The sequence below is a fragment of the Actinoplanes oblitus genome (assembly GCF_030252345.1).
Classification (GTDB): domain Bacteria; phylum Actinomycetota; class Actinomycetes; order Mycobacteriales; family Micromonosporaceae; genus Actinoplanes; species Actinoplanes oblitus.
In genome coordinates this window covers 5,423,061-5,440,700 of sequence record NZ_CP126980.1, presented here as the reverse complement: position 1 = coordinate 5,440,700, position 17,640 = coordinate 5,423,061, and the positions used below count along the sequence as shown (strand labels likewise).

Here is a 17,640-nt window from a genome sequence, read left to right as displayed (position 1 = left end):
TCCTTCACGGGCTCGCCGGCCCGCGCAGCGCGCGCGGGCCAGGTTCGGGATCGGTGCCGGGCGGGTCGGCGGGCGTCGCCCGCAGCCAGGCCGCGTAGCCGGCGGCGTGTGCCAGCGCCCGGGCCGCCCGCTCCGGCAGGTCGTAGATCGGTACGCCGCGCCGCCCCAGCCGGGCCGGCACGTCCTCGGCGCCGAGCACCACGGCGGCGACCGGCAACCGTGGATACCGGTCGACGACCGGGCCGAGCGCCGCGAGGGTCTTCCCGGCCGGGTTGACCCGCGTGCCGGTGACAACGAGCAGCACCAGGTCGGCATCGCCGTCGCGGGCCACGGCGTCGGCGGTGGCCGCATAGGCCGCCGGTGACGCGTCGGCGCCGACGTGGATCGTCGTGGCGTGCGCGGCGGCGACCAGGCCGCCCGCGTCGCCGACCACGGCGAGGCGGTGGCCCGCGGGGAGCGGTTGGCCGGTCAGCATCCGGGCCGCGTCCATCAGGTCACCCAGATTTTCGGTACGGACGACGCCCGCCCGTGCGAACATCTCGTCCACGCCGGCCGGCGCCCGCGAATCACGCACCGCCAGGACGGGCTTGTGGCGCGCCAGCTCGCGTACCGTGCGGGCGAATCGGGCGGGATTCCCGAACGACGCCAGGTGCAGGGCGACAGCGGCGGTGGCCGGGTCGTCGTGCCAGTAGGCGATCAGGTCGTTGCCGCCCACGTCGGTCTTGTCACCGAGGGACACCAGCTGGGAGATCCCGCAGCCGGTCCGGGCCGCGTGGTCGATCACGGCGAGCGCTGCCGCCCCGGACTCGACGGCCACCGCCAGTCGCCCGGCTGGCGGCATGATCGGGAACAGCCCGGCATTGAGCCGGGTCTCCGGCCGAGTGCTGAGCACGCCGAGACTGCCCGGCCCGACCAGCCGGACGCCGTGCGAGCGGGCCTGGCGCAGCAACTCGGCCCGCCGGCGCCCATCGGGGTCCGGCCCCAGCGGGGTCAGGATGATCGCGGCACGAGCCCCGGCAGCGGCACCGTCGCGCAGCACCCCGCAGATTCGATCGGCCGGCACCGCGATGACCAGCAGTTCCACCGGCTCGGGCAGGTCGGCCAGGGTCCGGTAGGCGTACGTCGCGCCGATCGGGGCGCCGCGGGGATGCACCGCGTAGAGGCGACCGGTGAACCCGTAGTCCCGCAAGGCGCGGAACGCCTCGTGGCCGGCCCCACCCGGGCGGCGCCCGGCACCGACCACCGCGACGGTGGCCGGGGCGAACACCGCGCGTAGCGAGGCCTGCTCGGCGATCCGGTCGCGCCGGTCCACCGCCTCGCGGGCCGCCGCGCCACCGGTGTCCAGGGTGACGTCCACGATGCCGTGGTCCAGCCGGGACCGGCCGTCCGGCCCGAGATCCCGGGCGACCTTCATCATGTCGGCGTTGCTGGACAGCACCTCGCCGACCAGTTCGGTGATGCCGTGCCGGCGGGCACGGGCGGCCAGATGCTCCAGCAGCAGTGTGCCGATCCCTCGGCCGTGGTGCCGGTCGCCGACGAAGACGGCGAACTCACCGCGGGGCTCCTCGCCGCGCCGATCGCAGGAGGCCACGCCGACCAGCTCGGCACCCTGGTAGGCGGCCATCGCCAGGAACTGCGGCGACTGCGGGCGGCACAGCCGGTCCGCCTCGGTGGCCAGGGTCGCCGCGGTGGGCCAGGTGAAGAAGCGCAGCCGCAGATTCTCCGGCGCGGCTCGCGCGTACAGGCCGGCGACGGCCCGGCGGTCGCGCGGCGTCACCGGCCGGATCGACACGATCCCGCCGTCCGCCGTGAGCGCGTCCACCGGGCCGGTGCTCATCGCGCCGGGCGGTGCTTCGTGCCGGTGCGGACGATCAGGACCGGGCACTCGGCGTGGTGCAGTAGTTGCAGGCCGGTGGAGCCGAGCAGCGTCCCGGCGATCACGCCGTGGCCGCGGCTGCCGACCACCACCAGCTGAGCGCTGTGCGAGACGCCGACCAGCACCGCCGCGGCGCTGTCGTGCGACACCAGCATCTCCACCGTGACGTCGGGGTACTTCGCCTGCCACGGTGCCACCCGCTCGGCCAGCCGGGTGTGTTCGGCGGCGTCCTGCGCGGGGGTGTGCACCTGGGCCGGCGGCAGACTGCCCCGGTAGTGCGGGAACGGCGGCGTGTAGGAGCGGATCACCACCAGGTCCACGCCGCGCTGGTGCGCCGCCGCGAACGCGGTCTCCAGCACCCCGTCGGCCGCGTCCGAGTCGTCGACCCCGGCGGTGATCGGACGGGCGTCGTTGCCGGTGCCACCGCGCACCACGACCACCGGGCAGCGGGCGTGGGTGGCGACGCGCTGGCTGACCGACCCGAGCCGTAGCCCGGCGAAGCCGCCGTGGCCCCGGTGCCCGAGCACCATCAGCTCGGCCGACTCCGAATCGATGATCAGCTGGGCGGCCGCGTCACCGATCAGCACGTCGGTTTCCACTTCGATCTTCGGTGCTGTCTCGCGCGCCTGCCGGGCGGCCCCGGCGACGAGGGCGTCCGCGTGCCGGCGGGCGGTCTCGTACTCGTGCCCGGCGACGTCGAAGCGTGCCCCGCCCCAGTTCCAGTCCAGCACGTGCACCACCCGCAACGGCCACTCCCGGCGCTGCGCCTCGGCCGCGGCCCACCTGATCGCTGCGCGGCTGGCATCGGTGCCGTCGGCCGCGACGACGACGGTCTGTGTCCGCATGATGTCCTCGCTCTCCACGGTTTCACACTCATCGTCATGCCGGTCGATGCCCACCGATCAGGGCCGGAAGTCCCTACTCGCCGGGCCCGCCGGAGGCCACGGTGTAGGAAAGCGGCGAAGGAGGGATGCACGGTGAGGACCTGGAAGGTCGGCGACGTGATGACCAGTGATGTGGTGTCGGTCGGCGAGGACACCCCCTATCGCGATCTGGTGGACCTGCTGGTCTCGAAACGGATCAGCGCGGTCCCGGTGGTCGACGACTTCGGCCGGGTCACCGGGGTGGTGTCCGAGGCCGACCTGCTCCGCAAGATCGAGTACGGCGGGGACGAGCAGCCCCGGATCTTCGAGCGTCGCCGGCGCCGTGGTGAGCGGGCGAAGGCGTTGGCCCGGACCGCCGCCGGACTGATGAGCACCCCGGCCGTGGTGGCACTGGCCGACATGTCGATCGCGCGCACCGCCCGGCTGATGGACGCCAACGAGATCAAACGGCTGCCGGTCACCGACGACCTCGGCCGGCTGGTCGGGATCGTCTCCCGCGGCGACCTGCTGCGGACCTATCTGCGCAGCGACGAGGAGATCCGGGACGACGTGCGGGCCGGTGTGCTGCGCCCGTTCCTGGCCGACGAGGCCGACGGCGTCACCGTCGAGGTCAGCGACGGCGTGGTCACCCTGTCCGGCAAGGTCGAGCGGTGGGCGTCGGCCGACCTCGCGGAACGCTTGAGCCGCCAGGTCGCCGGCGTGGTCGAGGTGATCTCGAGCCTCGCGTACGACCTGGACGACCGGACGTTGGCGAGTCCGCGGCCGCCGTTCGCGGCGTACTGAAAAGCTCGGTCGTGCGCTGACCCGGCCGCCCGGGCGGCTGCCTCACGGAGGTGCTCGGTTCAGCAGGCGAAGGCCGGGTTACCGTGTCCCGGTGCGGGCGTACCAGGTCCAGCGGGCGATACAGGCGGCCATGTCGAGCGCCTCATCGCTCGGCCTGACCGCCCGCCACGCCGCCGTGCTGCACAACTCGAACAAGATCGCCCTGCGCCTGCGGCCGTGCGACGTGCTGGCCCGAGTGGCACCGGCGGCGCATCGTGGCGCCCAGCTCGAAGTGGACATCGCCCAGCGGCTGTCCGAGGCCGGCAGCCCGGTGGCCGCCCTGACCGCTCCCCGGGTCTTCGTCCGGGACGACTACGAGATCACCCTGTGGACCTACTACGAACCGGTGACCACCGCGGCGATGCCACCCGCTGACTACGCTCAGGCGCTCGACCGCCTGCACGCCGGGATGCGCCGGGTACACCTGTCCGTCCCGCACTTCACGGACCGGGTTGCCCAGGCACAGACACTCGTGGCCGCCCGCGACCGGACGCCGGAGCTGGCCGGAGCGGACCGGACCTTTCTCGCCGGCACGCTGGACCGCCTGCGCCGAGCGGTCAGCGACAGCGGGCGGCCCGAGCAGCTCCTGCACGGCGAGCCTCATCCGGGCAACCTGCTCCGCACCGCGGCCGGCCCGCTCTTCATCGACTTCGAGACGTGCTGCCGGGGGCCGGTCGAGTTCGACTTGGCCCACGCACCCGACGAGGTCGCCGGCCACTATCCGGGCGTCGACCACCGCCTGCTCCGGGAGTGCCGGACCCTCGTGCAGGCGATGATCACCACGTGGCGCTGGGATCGCGACGACCGGTTCCCCGACGGCCGCCGGCTCGGCGTCCGGTGGCTCAGCGAACTTCGTTCCGCCGGGTCACGCCGCGGTGCCGGTGGAGGGGGCCCGCTGGGCGGCGAGCAGATCGTGTAGCACCGCGACCGGCGCCGGGCGGGCGAAGTGGTAACCCTGGGCCAGGTGACAACCCAGCTCCCGGAGCCGCTGCGCCTGCGCCTCGGTCTCCACGGCCTCGGCCAGCGTGCACAGGTCCAGGCTGCGGCCGAGCTCCACGATGGTACGCACGAAGGCGATCTCGCGCGGGCTGCCGGCCTCGATCTGCCGGGACGTGAACGAACCGTCCATCTTCAGGATGTCCACCGGCAGCTCGCGCAGGTAGGCCAGCGACGAGTAACCGGTGCCGAAGTCGTCGACGGCGATCCGTACGCCGTGTTCGCGCAGCTGCTGCAGCTGGCTGATCGTCGTGGCGGCGTCGGTCACCGTGGTGACCAGTACCGTTTCGGTGATCTCGGCGATCAGCGCGGCGCCGGGCAGCCCCGCCCGCTCGAGACGCTCCAGCAGCCGGGTGGCGAAGCCGGCGTCGCGCAGCTGATGGGCCGATATGTTCACCGTCACCGGCAGCCGGTGCGCCGCCCACAGCCCGGTCAGGTCCGAGCAGACCCGGCCGAGGACCCATTCGCCGAGCAGCGTGATGTCGCCGCTCTGCTCGGCCAGCGGGATGAAGTGGGCGGGCGAGACCGCGGTGCCGTCCGGGCGCGTCCAGCGCAGCAGGGCCTCGGCCGCGACGATCCGGCCGGACTCCAGATCGACGATCGGCTGGTAGTGCATGCTCAGCTCGTCGGTGCCGAGAGCATGCTGCAGGTCGGCGATCAGGTCGCGGTTGGCCCGCCACCGCGCGTACGCCGCCGGGTCGAAGACGGCTGTCCCGTTGCCCTCGTCCCGGGCGGTCCGCAGGGCCAGATCGGCGTCGCGCAGCGCGCCGGCGCCGTCCTGGCCGGCGCGGATCGCGACGGCGCCGATGCTGGCCCGGATCCGGCGGCTGGTCAGTCCGGCCGTCGGGTACGGCTCGGCGAGCGCCCGCAGCAGCCGTTCGGCCAGGCCGCCCAGGGTCTGCTCACCGCCACGGGCCAGCACGGCGAACGCGTCGGCGTCGAGCCGGACCACCACGGCGTCGCTGGGGGTCGCCGCGCGCAGCCGATGGCCGCTCTCGGTCAGCACGGCGTCGCCGACCTTGTGCCCGAAGGTGGCGTTGATGTCGCGGAAGCCGTCGATGTCCAGCACCAGCAGGACCCGCTCCTCCGGGGTGCGCCGGACCAGCGCGTCCTGCAGGGCGGCCCGGTTGCCCAGACCGGTCAGCGGATCCACGTGGGCACGCTGGTTGAGGGCCGCGCCCAGCTGCGCGAGCCGGCCGATCAGCAGCACCGAGGTGAGGCAGCCGAGGCAGAGCAGCACGATCACCCGCCAGGCCCCGTCGCCGGACGCCACACCGGCTGTCTCGGCCACCGCCAGGCCCGCCACCAGCATGCTCAGGACGACGTACCCCAGCAGGCGGGTGCGGGTCAGCAACGCCGCGTTGCGCGGCATGCTTCCGGTGCTGCGGGCCATCGACGGGTGCAGCGCCGCGGCGCCGATCATGAGGTACGCCGTCAGCCAGCCCGCCTGGACCCAGTCGGCAGCGACCGGCGCGCCGTCGGGCAGCGTGGCGTAGAAGACGGTGTCGGCGGTCACCCACAGCGCCGCGGCGCCCACCATCAGCCGATATGCCACAGTGCGTACCCGGGAGACCACCGCGACCCGCACGGTCAGGGCCAGGATCAGCAGATCGAAGCCCACGTAGCAGAGGTAGCCGGCCAGGCGCAGCCCGCTGTACCGGCCGCCGGACAGCAACGGCGCCACCACCGCCACCCAGACCACGGCAGCCCCACCGGCCAGGGCGATCGCCGCGTCGAGCAGGCCGCCGCGATAGCGGCCGGGCCGGACCCACCAGTAGACGCTGGTGAGCAGCATCCCCATCGACACGAGGTAGAACAGGTCACCGGCCGACGGGAACCGGGGCGCCCCGCTCGGCGTCATCGACGCGGCCCATCCGATGTTGGCCAGGACCGACGCGCCCACCGTGGCGACCAGCAGCCACCAGGGCCGTGACCACACCGGCCGATGGCGGTGGATCCCGGCGCACAGGGCGGTCACCACCATGACCGCCACCAGCGTGTACAGCCACATCCGCCAGGACGCCGGCGTCATCAGCAGGGCAGCGCCGAGTAGGGCGCCGACACCGAGGTACCAGCGAGACACGGTTCCGGCGCCCCCGCCGGTGAGCCAGTCGCGACCTGCCACGATGCTCAGCACAGCATGCCGCGAGTGCCCTCGGGGCCGGAACGCCGTGCGGCCCGCGCCCGGCGCGCCGCGGAGAACTCACTGGTGATCGTGTGGGGTGGCGTCCGGTGGTGCCGGGGCGAGCCGCATCAGCAGGGTGGCCATCAGGCCGCCGGACCGGATCGGGTGCAGGTGCAATTCGTCGGCGAGCCGGCGGGCGAGCCACAGGCCGCGGCCGCCCGGGGAGTCCGGCGCGGGTGGCGTGTCCGCGGGGCTCACGCTGCCGCCGGTCGTGCCGTCGTCGCGGACCTCGCACGTCAGCGTCGTCGTCGTGCGGCGCAGCCGCAGCTCGCCACGCCCGCCGCCGTGCCGGACGGCGTTGGTGAGCAGCTCGTACACCGCGATGGTGAAGTCCTCGGCCCGGTCGGGGGAGAGGCCGGCCCGCTCGGCCTCGGCCCGGGTGGTGTGCCGCAGCCCGCCGATCATCCCGGCGGTGAACGAGGTACGGACGCCGTCCGCCTCGCCCCGGCCGGTTCGCGGCCGGTGCCGGACCACCACCAGCGCCTGGTCGTCCTCGCCGGGCCGGGACGCGGTCAGCACGGCCTCGGCGATGCCCTCGGCGGACGCGTCGGGGCTGGTGGCGGCCAGGGTGGCGTGCAGGTCACGGACCTCCTCGTCGTACCCGGCGTCGCGGCGTTCGACGAGTCCGTCGGTGTAGGCCAGCAGTGCGGTGCCCGGCGCGAACGGCACCGAGGTGACCGGCACCGGGCGCGTCACCAGGCCCAGCGGCGGGGTCCGGGTGGTCGCCACCGCCGCCGGTGCGAGGTCCGCGCCGAGCAGGATCGGGTACGGGTGTCCCGCCCGGACGACGTCGGCGCGTTCGCGTTCCGGGTCGACGACCGCCACCACTGCCGTACCCCAGAAGTCGCGCCCGACCAGGGCGGTGAACCGGGCGAAGAGGTCGGCAAGCGGCACCTCGAGCCGGATCAGAGTGTTGATCACGGTCCGCAGCTGGGCCATGTCGGCGGCCGCGTCGATGTGGTGTCCCACGACGTCGCCGACCACCACGGCGAAGCGGCGGCCGGGCAGGCTGATCAGGTCGTACCAGTCACCGCCCAGGCCGAGGCCGGACAGGGCCGGCCGGTATCGGACGGCGATGTCCAGCTCCGGGGGCACGCTGGCGGACGCCGGGTGCAGGCGGGTGGCCAGCCGCATGATCAACTGGTGTTCCGCGGCGACCAGCCTGGTCCGTTCCAGCGTCTGCTCGCACAGGTCGGCCACGGTGTCGAGCCGGGCCAGGTCGTCGGCGCCGAAGTGCCGCCGGTGCCGCCAGCCGAGGCCGAGCGCGGCGACCGTCCGGCCCTGCGAGTCGTGCAGCGGCAGCGCCACCGTCGTGGCGATCTCCGGCCCGGTGGTGTACCGGACCGTCCGATGCCCGGACCGCAGGGCCGTCACCGTGGCCCGCGCGTCGTCCGGCGGCAGGTCGCTGCTGGTGGGCGCGGCGGCGTGCGGGCCGCCGGTGGTGTACCGCCGTAGCCGGTCGGCCGGCTCCAGGACCAGCAGGTCCGCCTCGGCCACGCCGAGCACCGCCGGGAGCGTCGCCAGCACCACGGCGATGGTCTCGTCCGGCGTACGGGTGACGCTGAGCCTCGCGGCCAGCGTGGCCATGCCGGAGGCGGCCGCGATCAGGTCGGTGCGCTGCAGTGCCTGGCCGATCAGGTCGGCAACGGTCCGCAGCACACTGCGCAACCGATCGTCGATCTCGGTCGGCCGGTGCCAGCGAAGCAGCACCGACCCGTCCGGGGTCGCCGAGTTCGGGACCACCGGCACGGTGAAGGTCGTACCGGTGCCCGCGCCGGCATCGGTGGCCGGGTCCGGGACCGCCGCCCAGGTGGCCGAGGCGGCCTCGACGACCGGCGGCAGCAGCCGGCCCACCGCGTCGGTGACCGCCGTGCGGTCGGTGGCGGCGCTCAGCGCGCCGGCCAGCCGGGCCAGCGCCTCCGCCTGACGCAGGGTCCGCTGGCGATCGGTGACGTCGCGGGCCACGATCGCGAGGTGCGGGGTCGCCTCGGTGTCACCGGCGACGGTGAAGGCCTGCAGGTCCACCTCGGCGGGGACCCCGGTCCGGCCGGTGGGCAGCGCCCGGATCGTGCGCTGCACCGACGACGGCCGGTCCGCGGCACGGGTCCCCAGCGGCTCCCCGATGAGATCGGTGAGCCGCCCGGGGGCGTCGGTGTGCCCGGTCATCCGCAGCCCGGCGGGATTGACGTAGCGCACCGAGCCGTCCAGCCGGGCCACCGCGATCAGGTCACCGGAGCGTTCCACCAGGGCCTGGAAGAGCCGGGACTCCGCCTGCGCGGCGCGCTCGGCGGTCAGGTCGGCGGCGTACGCCAGCCAGCGCAGCGGCGCCTGGTCGAGCGCCACCACGCCGATCAGCACCGGCACCCGGTGCCCGTCGGCGTGCAGGTACTCCTTGGGGAACGCGCGGGACCGGCCGGTGCCGCTCAGCTCCTCGAGGGACCGGCGGTCGGCGTCCTCCCAGCCGGGCGGGGTGAGGTCCGGCCAGCGCAGCCGGCCCCGGTTCAGGTCGTCCCGGGTGTGTCCCAGCATGGTCAGGAACGCGTCGTTGGCCTCGGTGATCGCCTCGTCGATGCCGCCGAAGACCGCGAGCACGTCGGTGTCCACCAGCCGCTCGAACCGGGTGCGCTGCTCACCGAGGGCCTGCAGCAGGCGGGTCCGCTCGGTGACGTCGACGATGGTGAACCCGACGCCGACGTCCTGCGCCGAGCCCGGGATGCGGATCGGGAAGTAGCTCGCCACCCGGTGTCGTACCAGCCCGGTGCCCGGCTCGGGCGCGGTGAACTCCACCCCGGTCACCGGCCCGTGCTCGATCGCCCGCCGCATCAGCTCCTCGATCCGCGGGCCGGCCTCCTCCCACAGCTCGGCCGGGCGCCGCCCGAGGTGGTCGGCGACGGACCGGCCGTTGATCCGCGCCAGCGCCGGGTTGATGTGCCGCAGGCGCAGGTCGAGGTCGGCCCACCCGATGCCGACCGGCGCCTCCCGCAGGATGGCGTCGATGATCGCGGTGGTCCGGCGGACGTCCTGCTCGGCCGCCACCTGAGCGTGGACGTCGGTGATGGTGCCCAGCCACTCCACCAGGTCACCCCGCTGGTCCCGGATGGCGGCGGCCCGGCCGAGCACGTGCCGGTAGGTGCCGCTGCCGGCGTGCCAGAGGCGGAAGCCGACCTCGCCGGGTGGCTCCGCCCCGGCGGCCGTCGGCAACGCCGTCGCCAGCCCGGGGCGGTCGTCGGGATGAACCATGTCGAGCCAGCCGGCTCCCCGATGGGCCGGCCACGGCTGACCGGTGTAGCGCGCCAGGGAGTCCTGCGGCTCGCTGATCATGCCGTCCGGGTCACGGGACCAGACCACCGTGTTGGTCGCCTCCACCAGCGAGCGGAACCGGCGTTCGGCGCGGGTCTGCTCGGTCTGGGTGGCCGCCTCGCGTTGCCAGGCCCGCGCCTGTTCGGCGGCGCTGGCCGCCGCCGACCGCAGCCGATCGGTCAGTCGCCGCTGCTCGTCGCGGGTGTGCAGCCGCTGCAAGGCCTGGGCCGCGGCGGTCGAGGCGAGACCGAGCACCAGGTGCTCCTCGCCGGTGACCGGGCGTGCCTCGGCGAACGCGATCCACAGCCGCCACTCCCGGCGACCGGCCCGGATGCTGGCCGGCACGCCGGGCACCGGGCCGGTCGATGCCGTCGCCGGCCGGACCGCATCGTGCGGCGCCGTCCCGTCGCCGGTGCGCGGGTCGGTGGCCGGCTCGGCGTCGTGGACGGTGAGCCGGACCTCGGCGTCGAACATCTCGGCCAGATCGTGGGTCAGCAGCCGGAGGACCTCGTCGGCCTCGGCCGCGTCGTTGAGTCGCTGGGACAACGTGACGGCGAGCTGCTGCCGCCGCCGGACGGCCCGCTCCTGGGTGACGTCGCGGGCGGTGCCGACCAGCAGCTGTCGCGCCGACCCGGGATCGGGCACCGACGTCGCGGTGATCGACACCCAGAGCCGGCGGCCGGTCCGGTGCCGGAACCGGACCTCGTAGGATCCGCTGCCCCCGCCGCGTAACCGGGCCAGGGCGGCGTCCAGCTGGGCATGGGACTCGGCGCTGTCCCCGGACTCCGGCCACCAGGGATGCGGTGGACGGTAGGGAGCACCGTCGCGCCCGTATCCGACGATCCGCGCCCAGGCGTCGTTGACCTCCAGCACGACGCCGTCCTCGTCGGCCACGAAGATGCCGTCGTCGCTGTCCCGGAACAGATCGGCAGACCACTGCGCGAGCCGCACCGGGCGGGGATCACGCTCCGGCGGCTCGGTCCGCACGGTGCGCCGGGCCGGCTCGGTGTCGCTCACGGTGCGCCGGGCCGGCTCGGTGTCGCTCACGGTGCGACCTCCGCCCGGCCAAAGTGACAAGGCTCAAATATATCCTTCCCGGCCGGTCACACCGGCGCCGCCGGCCCGCCTGTCGTGCTCAGTCGGCGGGCCAGTCCCGGAAAGCCGACAGCAGCCGGTCGCGGACGTCTGCCGCCAGGCTCTCCTCGGGCAGGTGACCCAGGGCGGCGACGGTGGTGCGGATCTGCTCCAGATATCTGTCACAGCCGTCGCACTCGGCGAGATGGGCGACGAACCGCTGCTCGACGGCCGGTTCCAGGACGCCGTCGAGGTAGGCGGTGACCAGCTCCACGAACGCGTCGCAGTTCATGACATTGCCTCCCCGGCCCAGTGCCGCTCCAGGGCGGCCCGTAGCGCGGCCCGCCCGCGGTGCAGCAGCACCCGCTGGTTGGCCGCGCTGATCGACAGCAACGCGCAGACCTCGTCGCCGCTGTGCCCGGTGACGTCGCGCAGGGTGACCACGACGCGCTGGCGGGCGGGCAGGCCGGCCAGCGCCGCCGCCACCTCGCGGCGGGTCTCGGCGGCGACGGCGCCGTCCTCGGGCGACGGCCAGGCCGGTGGCGAGCTGCGCCAATGCCCGGGGTACGGGTCGTCGGCACCGCGGAACCGGGCGGGATCGACAGTCGGCTCCCGGTCCCCACCGACCAGGCCGAGGTCGCCCACCGGCACGGCGCGCGCGTCCCGTACGCCACGGGTCCTGGCCTTGTTGATCAGGATGCGGTAGACCCAGGTGCGCAACGAGGATCGGGCCTCGAACCGGTCGATGCCCCGGAGCACACCCAGCCACGCCTCCTGCACCACGTCGTGGGCGGTGTGGTCGTCGGCCACGTGAGCCCGGGCGGCCCGCAGCATGCCGGGCGACCACGCGTCGATCAGGGCGGCGAACATGGTCTCGTCCCGGGCACGCAGCCGCGCCACGACGACCGGGTCGCCGGGCAGCGCGCTGTCGGAGGGTGCGGTCTCGACCACCACCGCACTCTACGGGGCCACCGGTCAGGCCCCCCACGGGTCGTCGATGAGCAGACCCCAGGTGCCGTCCGGCCGGCGGCGCACGACGTCCGCGCTGGTGCCGCTGAGCCGCAGCGGCGTACCGTCCGGCCCGGTCCCCTCCAGCGTCCAGGCATGACGCACGGTGGCCACCCCACCGGCCTCGACGACCTTGCGGATCTCCGGGGTCAGGGTGGGTCGCAGGGCGGCGAATCCGGCCAGCGCCGCGCGGATCTGGTCGGTGCCACGCAGTGGATCCGCGCCGGGCTCCGCGATGAACGCGGCGTCCGGCTCGTACAGGGCGACGGCGTCGTCGACGCGGCCGTCGTGCAGGGCGGCGGCGAACTCGGTGATGACGTCGGCGGGCGTACCGGGCATGGTCTTCTCCGTTCAGCGGTATTCGGGGTTGGCGAAGTCGAAGCGGCATCCGGCGTCCCATTCGCTGCGCTGGTTGCCGTGCGCCGGGATGCCACCGGCGTCCTTGAGCATTCGGGCCAGGTGCAGCAGGTTCCACGTCATGAAGGTGGTGTTGCGGTTGGTGAAGTCGTTCCGCGGGCCGCCGGAGCCGGGATCGAGGTAGGACGGCCCGGGACCGGCCTCGCCGATCCACCCGGCGTCGGCCTGCGGCGGAATCGTGTAACCGAGGTGCTGCAGGCTGTACAGCACGTTCTGCGCGCAGTGCTTGACGCCGTCCTCGTTGCCGGTGATGAGGCAGCCGCCGACCCGGCCGTAGTAGGCGTACTGGCCGGCGTCGTTGAGCAGGTGGGAGCAGGCGTAGAGGCGCTCGATGACCTTCTTGGTGATCGACGAGTTGTCACCCAGCCAGATCGGCCCGGCGACGACCAGGATGTCGGCCGGCAGCACGTGGTCCCGGTACAGCGCCGGCCAGGCGTCGGAGGCCCAGCCGTGCTCGGTCATGTCCGGCCACACCCCGGTGGCGATGTCCTGGTCGACGGCCCGCAGTACCTCGACCCGCACCCCCTGCTTCTCCATGATCGTCCGGCTGAGGTCGATCAGGCCGCCGGTGTGCGTGAGTGCCGGGGAACGTTTCAGGGTGCAGTTGATGAACAGGGCGCGCAGGTCGTCGTAGCGGGTTTCGGGCATCGCTCCTCCTCGGTCGATGCCCTGTAGTCCCGGCCGGCCCCGGTGGCGTTACACGATCGCGCGCCCCGGCCGAACTGACCGGGGCGCGGGTGGCGATTCAGGGCGGCGGCGGGCTGCCGGCCCGCTGCTGCTCGGCCAGGGCCAGGTAGAGACGGCTGCGGTCCCGTTCCTTCTGCTCGGCGTGCCGCAGGCCCTGCGCGGGCCCGGACAGCCGCCACCGCCAAAGCGCGGTCACCCGCTGCTGCCGGATCGACATGTCCCGGAAGCGGGGATCGCCGAGGGCGGCCCGCTCGCGGACGTGAGCGATCTCCAGAGCCAGACCGGTCTCCCACTCCGCACGGCAGCGTTCGGCGGCTCGCAGGCAGGCGGCGGCCTGGTCGTTCCAGGTCAACCGGCACTGCCGGCAGCCGCGCGGCACCTCGACCGGCCAGTACCGCGGGTCGCCGCCACGCGGCCCGATCAGCCGCCCGGCGCACGGCACGACACCGTGCCGGCCGGTCCGCGGGCAGGCTCCGTCCGGACCGGGCCCGTGGCAGCGATCGGTGATCTCACCGGTCGACGGGTCGCGGATCTCGACCGTTCGCATGGTCATCGTCTCCGCCTCCTCGCGGTTCGATGTGCGCTCCCGCACCCGGGAAGAGCAGTGTGGTGTGCCCGTTGTCCAGCCAGTGCACCCGGAACGGCGGATGCCCGTCCGCGTGCCCCACCCCGGTGACGATCCCGACCCGGCGCCGGCCGTTCAGGCCGGCCGGCTCGATCACGATCCGGTCCCCGGTACGCGCTCTCATGACGGGTGTCCCGCCGGGACGGCCTCGGGCACGATCGCGATCGGGCAGGTCGCGTGCCGCAGCAGGTGCCGGCTCACCGCGCCGAGCAACAGGCCGCGTACCGCACCGTGGCCGCGGCTGCCGATGACCAGCAGCTGGGCGGTCTTCCCGGCGGCCACCAGCGCCTGGCCCGGTTCACCGTGGACGGCTTCGGTCCGGATCGCCAGGCCGGGGAAGTCGTCGCGGATGCCGGCCACCGCGGCGTCGGCCTCGGGCCGGCTGCCGAGTACCCGTAGTGCGACATCGCGGTCGGCGGCCTGCTCGGCGGCGAACCGCAGCACGGCCGGGGCCAGCGACGAGTGGTCCAGTCCGGCGACAACCGGCGCGGTGGACGCGGGCGGCGCGGTCCCGTCGTGCACCACCACGACCGGGCAGTGCGCGTGGGCGCCGACCGCGGCGCCGACCGAGCCGAGCAGGCCGGCCAGGGCGGCGTGCCCGCGCGTGCCGAGCACGATCAGGCCGGCGTGCTCGGAGCGCTCGGCCAGCGCGGTCGAGGCCAGCGCGGTCACGGCGGTGGCCGTGACCGGGACCATCGGGTGGGTCTGCCGGGACTCGGTGACCGCCCGTCGCAGCATGCCGCCGATCACCCGGACCCGATAGTCACTCGGCCGCAGCGCGGGTGAGGGCACCATGCTCGCGGCGGGTGCCCAGGCCGGGTACTCGTCGGCGTACACCAGCTCGGCCCGCATGCCGGTACGGTCGGCCTCGTCGAGTGCCCAGGTCAGTGCCGCCTCCGCGGCGGGTGACCCGTCGTAACCGATGACGATCTTCTTGTCGCGCATGGTGGCGGGCCTCCTTCTCGGGTCTCTCTCCATGGGACGTCCGCGGTGCCGGGCGGAATAGGGCCGATGGCCCTACTCCCCGGGGCCGGAAGCGGGTTAGCAACGTAAGAGGGAAAGAACCGCGGAGGAGCGAGGGTGGGATTCAGGTGTCTGGATACGTGTTTGACTTCATGGACGGCAACAAGGACCGTGCGGACCTGCTCGGCGGCAAGGGGGCCAACCTCGCCGAGATGACCCGGATGGGCCTGCCGGTCCCGCCCGGCTTCACGATCAGCACCGAGGCCTGCCGCGAGTACCTGCGCACCGGCGCGATCCCGGCCGGGCTGCTCGACGAGGTCGAGGACCACCTGCGCGCCGTCCAGCTCAAGCTCGGCAAGACCTTCGGCGACCAGGACGACCCGCTGCTGCTGTCGGTCCGCTCCGGCGCCAGGTTCTCGATGCCCGGCATGATGGAGACGATCCTGGACATCGGGCTCAACGATCGCAGTGTCGAGGGCCTGGCCCGGCAGAGTCGCGACGAACGGTTCGCCTGGGACTCCTACCGGCGGTTGATCCAGATGTTCGGCCGGACCGTGTTCGACGTGCCGGCCGAGGCGTTCGAGGCGGAGACGGCGGAGGACCCTCGCGACCTCGTCATGGCGTACCAGAAAGTGTTCGAAGCCCAGACGGGCCGCGTGTTTCCGCAGGCGCCGCACGAACAGCTGTTCCTCGCCATCGGCGCGGTGTTCCGGTCCTGGAACGCGGAGCGGGCGGTGCTCTATCGCCGGCAGGAACGCATCCCGCAGGACCTGGGCACCGCTGTCAACGTGATGGCCATGGTGTTCGGCAACCGTGGTGACGACTCCGGCACCGGCGTGGCGTTCACCCGCGACCCGGCCACCGGCCGGCGCGGCAGCTACGGCGACTACCTGCGCAACGCGCAGGGCGAGGACGTGGTCGCCGGGATCCGCAACACCGTGCCGCTGCACGAGCTGGGCAGCATCGATCCGACCTGCTACGCGCAGCTGTTGTCCATCATGCAGCGGCTCGAGCAGCACTACCGGGACCTGTGCGACATCGAGTTCACCATCGAGAACGGCAAACTGTGGATGTTGCAGACCCGGGTCGGCAAGCGCACCCCGGCGGCCGCCTTCGTGATCGCCGCCCAGCTCGTCGAGGAGGGGGTGATCACCCTGGACGAGGCGCTGCGGCGGGTCACCGGCGAGCAGCTCGCCCAGCTGATGTTCCCCAGCTTCGACGAGACGGCGGCCCCGGCGCCACTGACCGTCGGCGTCCCGGCCTCGCCCGGTGCCGCGGTCGGCAAGGTGGTGTTCGACTCGGCGGCCGCCGTGGCCGCGGACGAGCCGGTCATCCTGGTGCGCCGGGAGACCAACCCGGACGACCTGCCCGGCATGATCGCCGCGCAGGGCATCCTGACCGCGCGCGGCGGCAAGACCTCACACGCCGCGGTAGTGGCCCGCGGCATGGGCAAGACCTGCGTCTGCGGGGCCGAGGAGATCCGGATCGGCACGGATGCGCTCACCATCGGCGACACCATCGTGTACGCCGGTGAGGTGATCTCGATCGATGGCACCAGCGGCCGGGTCTACCCGGGCCCGGTGCCGGTGCGCCCGTCCGAGGTGGTGCGCTTCTTCGAGGGGCAGCTGTCCGCGCACGGCGACCCGCTGCTCGCCGCGGTCCAGCGCCTCATGATCCACGCGAGCCATGTGGCCCGGCTCGGGGTGCACGCCAACGCCGACACCGGCGCCGACGCGGTCCGGGCCCGGCGGTTCGGCGCGACCGGGATCGGGCTGTGCCGCACCGAGCACATGTTCCTCGGGGACCGCCGGATCCTGGTCGAGCGGCTGATCCTCGCCGAGAACGACACCGAACGGGAGGCCGCCCTCGCCGCCCTGCTGCCGCTGCAGCGGGCCGACTTCGAGGAGCTGTTCGCGGCGATGGACGGCCTGCCGGTCACCATCCGGCTGATCGATCCGCCGCTGCACGAGTTCCTGCCGCCGCTCGACGAGCTGACCGCGAAGGTCGCCCGGGCCGAGGCGCTGGGGGAGGACGCCGGGCATGCCGGGGTGCTGCTCACCGCGGTGCGCCGGATGCACGAGGCCAACCCGATGCTGGGGCTGCGGGGCGTACGCCTGGGTCTGGTCGTCCCGGGTCTGTTCAGCATGCAGGTCCGCGCGGTGGCCGAGGCCGCCGCGGCCCGGGTTGCCGCCGGCGGCGACCCGCGGCCGGAGATCATGGTGCCGTTGGTCGGCACCGTGCAGGAACTCGAGATCGTCCGCACCGAGGCGACGTCGGTACTGGCCGCGGTGCCCGGCGCGCCGCCGATCCGGATCGGCACGATGATCGAGGTGCCGCGGGCCGCGCTGACCGCCGGGCAGATCGCCGGGGTGGCCGAGTTCTTCTCCTTCGGCACCAACGACCTGACCCAGATGACCTGGGGATTCTCTCGCGACGACGTGGAGGGCGCGTTCTTCGGCAGGTACCTGGAACTCGGTGTCTTCGCCGCCTCGCCGTTCGAGACCATCGACCGCGACGGCGTCGGCGAACTGGTTCGGATGGCCGTCGAGCGGGGCCGGGCGGCCCGGCCGGAGCTGACCGTGGGCGTCTGCGGGGAGCACGGCGGCGATCCCGCCTCGGTGCGGTTCTTCCACGACGCCGGGCTCGACTACGTGTCGTGCTCGCCCTACCGGGTGCCGATCGCCCGGCTGGAGGCGGGCCGGGCCGCGGTGGCCGGCACGACCGGCTCGGACACCCGGTAGGACGTGACCTGCGCCGTCCGGGACGCACGGTACCGCCGGTTCCGTGTCGCCTCGGGCGGCGC

Annotated in this window: 14 protein-coding genes; 3 read left to right on the top strand and 11 right to left on the bottom strand. The window is 73.8% G+C overall.

Going from position 1 to position 17,640, the window contains the following annotated elements:
- Nucleotides 1–4 precede the first annotated feature (4 nt).
- Together Actob_RS24565 and Actob_RS24560 are read right to left on the bottom strand one after the other, a co-directional pair.
- Complete coding sequence (locus tag Actob_RS24565; protein WP_284914160.1) at nt 5–1,837, bottom strand: GNAT family N-acetyltransferase; 1,833 nt, start codon at nt 1,835–1,837, stop codon at nt 5–7.
- Nucleotides 1,834–2,721 carry a universal stress protein gene (locus Actob_RS24560; protein ID WP_284914159.1) on the bottom strand — a complete coding sequence of 296 codons (888 nt, stop codon included), beginning with the start codon at nt 2,719–2,721 and terminating at the stop codon, nt 1,834–1,836. Before Actob_RS24560 ends, Actob_RS24565 begins: the two co-directional genes overlap by 4 nt.
- 132 nt (nt 2,722–2,853) lie before the next feature.
- On the opposite strand from Actob_RS24560, the gene Actob_RS24555 reads away from it, so the two are divergent.
- Together Actob_RS24555 and Actob_RS24550 are read left to right on the top strand one after the other, a co-directional pair.
- Nucleotides 2,854–3,543, top strand: coding sequence for a CBS domain-containing protein (locus tag Actob_RS24555; RefSeq protein ID WP_284914158.1), 690 nt, complete (start codon nt 2,854–2,856; stop codon nt 3,541–3,543).
- Between the two features lie 91 nt (nt 3,544–3,634).
- A complete protein-coding gene (locus Actob_RS24550; RefSeq protein WP_284914157.1) occupies nt 3,635–4,501 on the top strand; it encodes a phosphotransferase family protein in 867 nt (288 codons plus the stop codon).
- On the opposite strand, the gene Actob_RS24545 is transcribed toward Actob_RS24550, so the two are convergent.
- The 9 genes from Actob_RS24545 to Actob_RS24505 all read right to left on the bottom strand — a co-directional run bounded on the left by Actob_RS24545 (nt 4,448) and on the right by Actob_RS24505 (nt 14,819).
- On the bottom strand, nt 4,448–6,661 hold the full coding sequence (locus Actob_RS24545; protein WP_284914156.1) for a putative bifunctional diguanylate cyclase/phosphodiesterase: 2,214 nt from the start codon (nt 6,659–6,661) through the stop codon (nt 4,448–4,450). The two genes, Actob_RS24550 and Actob_RS24545, sit on opposite strands and share 54 nt — an antisense overlap.
- 120 nt (nt 6,662–6,781) lie before the next feature.
- Complete coding sequence (locus Actob_RS24540; protein WP_284914155.1) at nt 6,782–11,110, bottom strand: SpoIIE family protein phosphatase; 4,329 nt, start codon at nt 11,108–11,110, stop codon at nt 6,782–6,784.
- A gap of 88 nt (nt 11,111–11,198) precedes the next feature.
- Nucleotides 11,199–11,429: an anti-sigma factor family protein gene (locus Actob_RS24535; RefSeq protein WP_284914154.1), complete on the bottom strand. Its 231-nt coding sequence runs from the start codon at nt 11,427–11,429 to the stop codon at nt 11,199–11,201.
- Nucleotides 11,426–12,088 (bottom strand): RNA polymerase sigma factor, encoded by a 663-nt coding sequence (locus Actob_RS24530; RefSeq protein WP_284914153.1) that lies wholly within the window; start codon nt 12,086–12,088, stop codon nt 11,426–11,428. Before Actob_RS24530 ends, Actob_RS24535 begins: the two co-directional genes overlap by 4 nt.
- A gap of 24 nt (nt 12,089–12,112) precedes the next feature.
- Entirely contained in the window at nt 12,113–12,484 is a 372-nt protein-coding gene (locus Actob_RS24525; protein ID WP_284914152.1) for a YybH family protein, read from the bottom strand.
- Nucleotides 12,485–12,496: 12 nt separating this feature from the next.
- The gene (locus Actob_RS24520) at nt 12,497–13,210 is read right to left on the bottom strand and encodes a flavodoxin family protein (RefSeq protein ID WP_284914151.1); all 714 of its coding nucleotides are present in this window, start codon (nt 13,208–13,210) and stop codon (nt 12,497–12,499) included.
- A 97-nt stretch (nt 13,211–13,307) separates the two neighbouring features.
- Nucleotides 13,308–13,802 carry a hypothetical protein gene (locus Actob_RS24515; RefSeq protein ID WP_284914150.1) on the bottom strand — a complete coding sequence of 165 codons (495 nt, stop codon included), beginning with the start codon at nt 13,800–13,802 and terminating at the stop codon, nt 13,308–13,310.
- Nucleotides 13,759–13,998 carry a DUF1918 domain-containing protein gene (locus Actob_RS24510; protein WP_284914149.1) on the bottom strand — a complete coding sequence of 80 codons (240 nt, stop codon included), beginning with the start codon at nt 13,996–13,998 and terminating at the stop codon, nt 13,759–13,761. The genes Actob_RS24515 and Actob_RS24510 overlap by 44 nt, the downstream gene beginning before the upstream one ends.
- Nucleotides 13,995–14,819 carry a universal stress protein gene (locus tag Actob_RS24505; RefSeq protein ID WP_284914148.1) on the bottom strand — a complete coding sequence of 275 codons (825 nt, stop codon included), beginning with the start codon at nt 14,817–14,819 and terminating at the stop codon, nt 13,995–13,997. Before Actob_RS24505 ends, Actob_RS24510 begins: the two co-directional genes overlap by 4 nt.
- Nucleotides 14,820–14,989: 170 nt before the next feature.
- On the opposite strand from Actob_RS24505, the gene ppdK reads away from it, so the two are divergent.
- Nucleotides 14,990–17,578 (top strand): pyruvate, phosphate dikinase, encoded by a 2,589-nt coding sequence (gene ppdK / locus Actob_RS24500; protein ID WP_284922379.1) that lies wholly within the window; start codon nt 14,990–14,992, stop codon nt 17,576–17,578.
- The last annotated feature ends 62 nt before the right edge of the window (nt 17,579–17,640 follow it).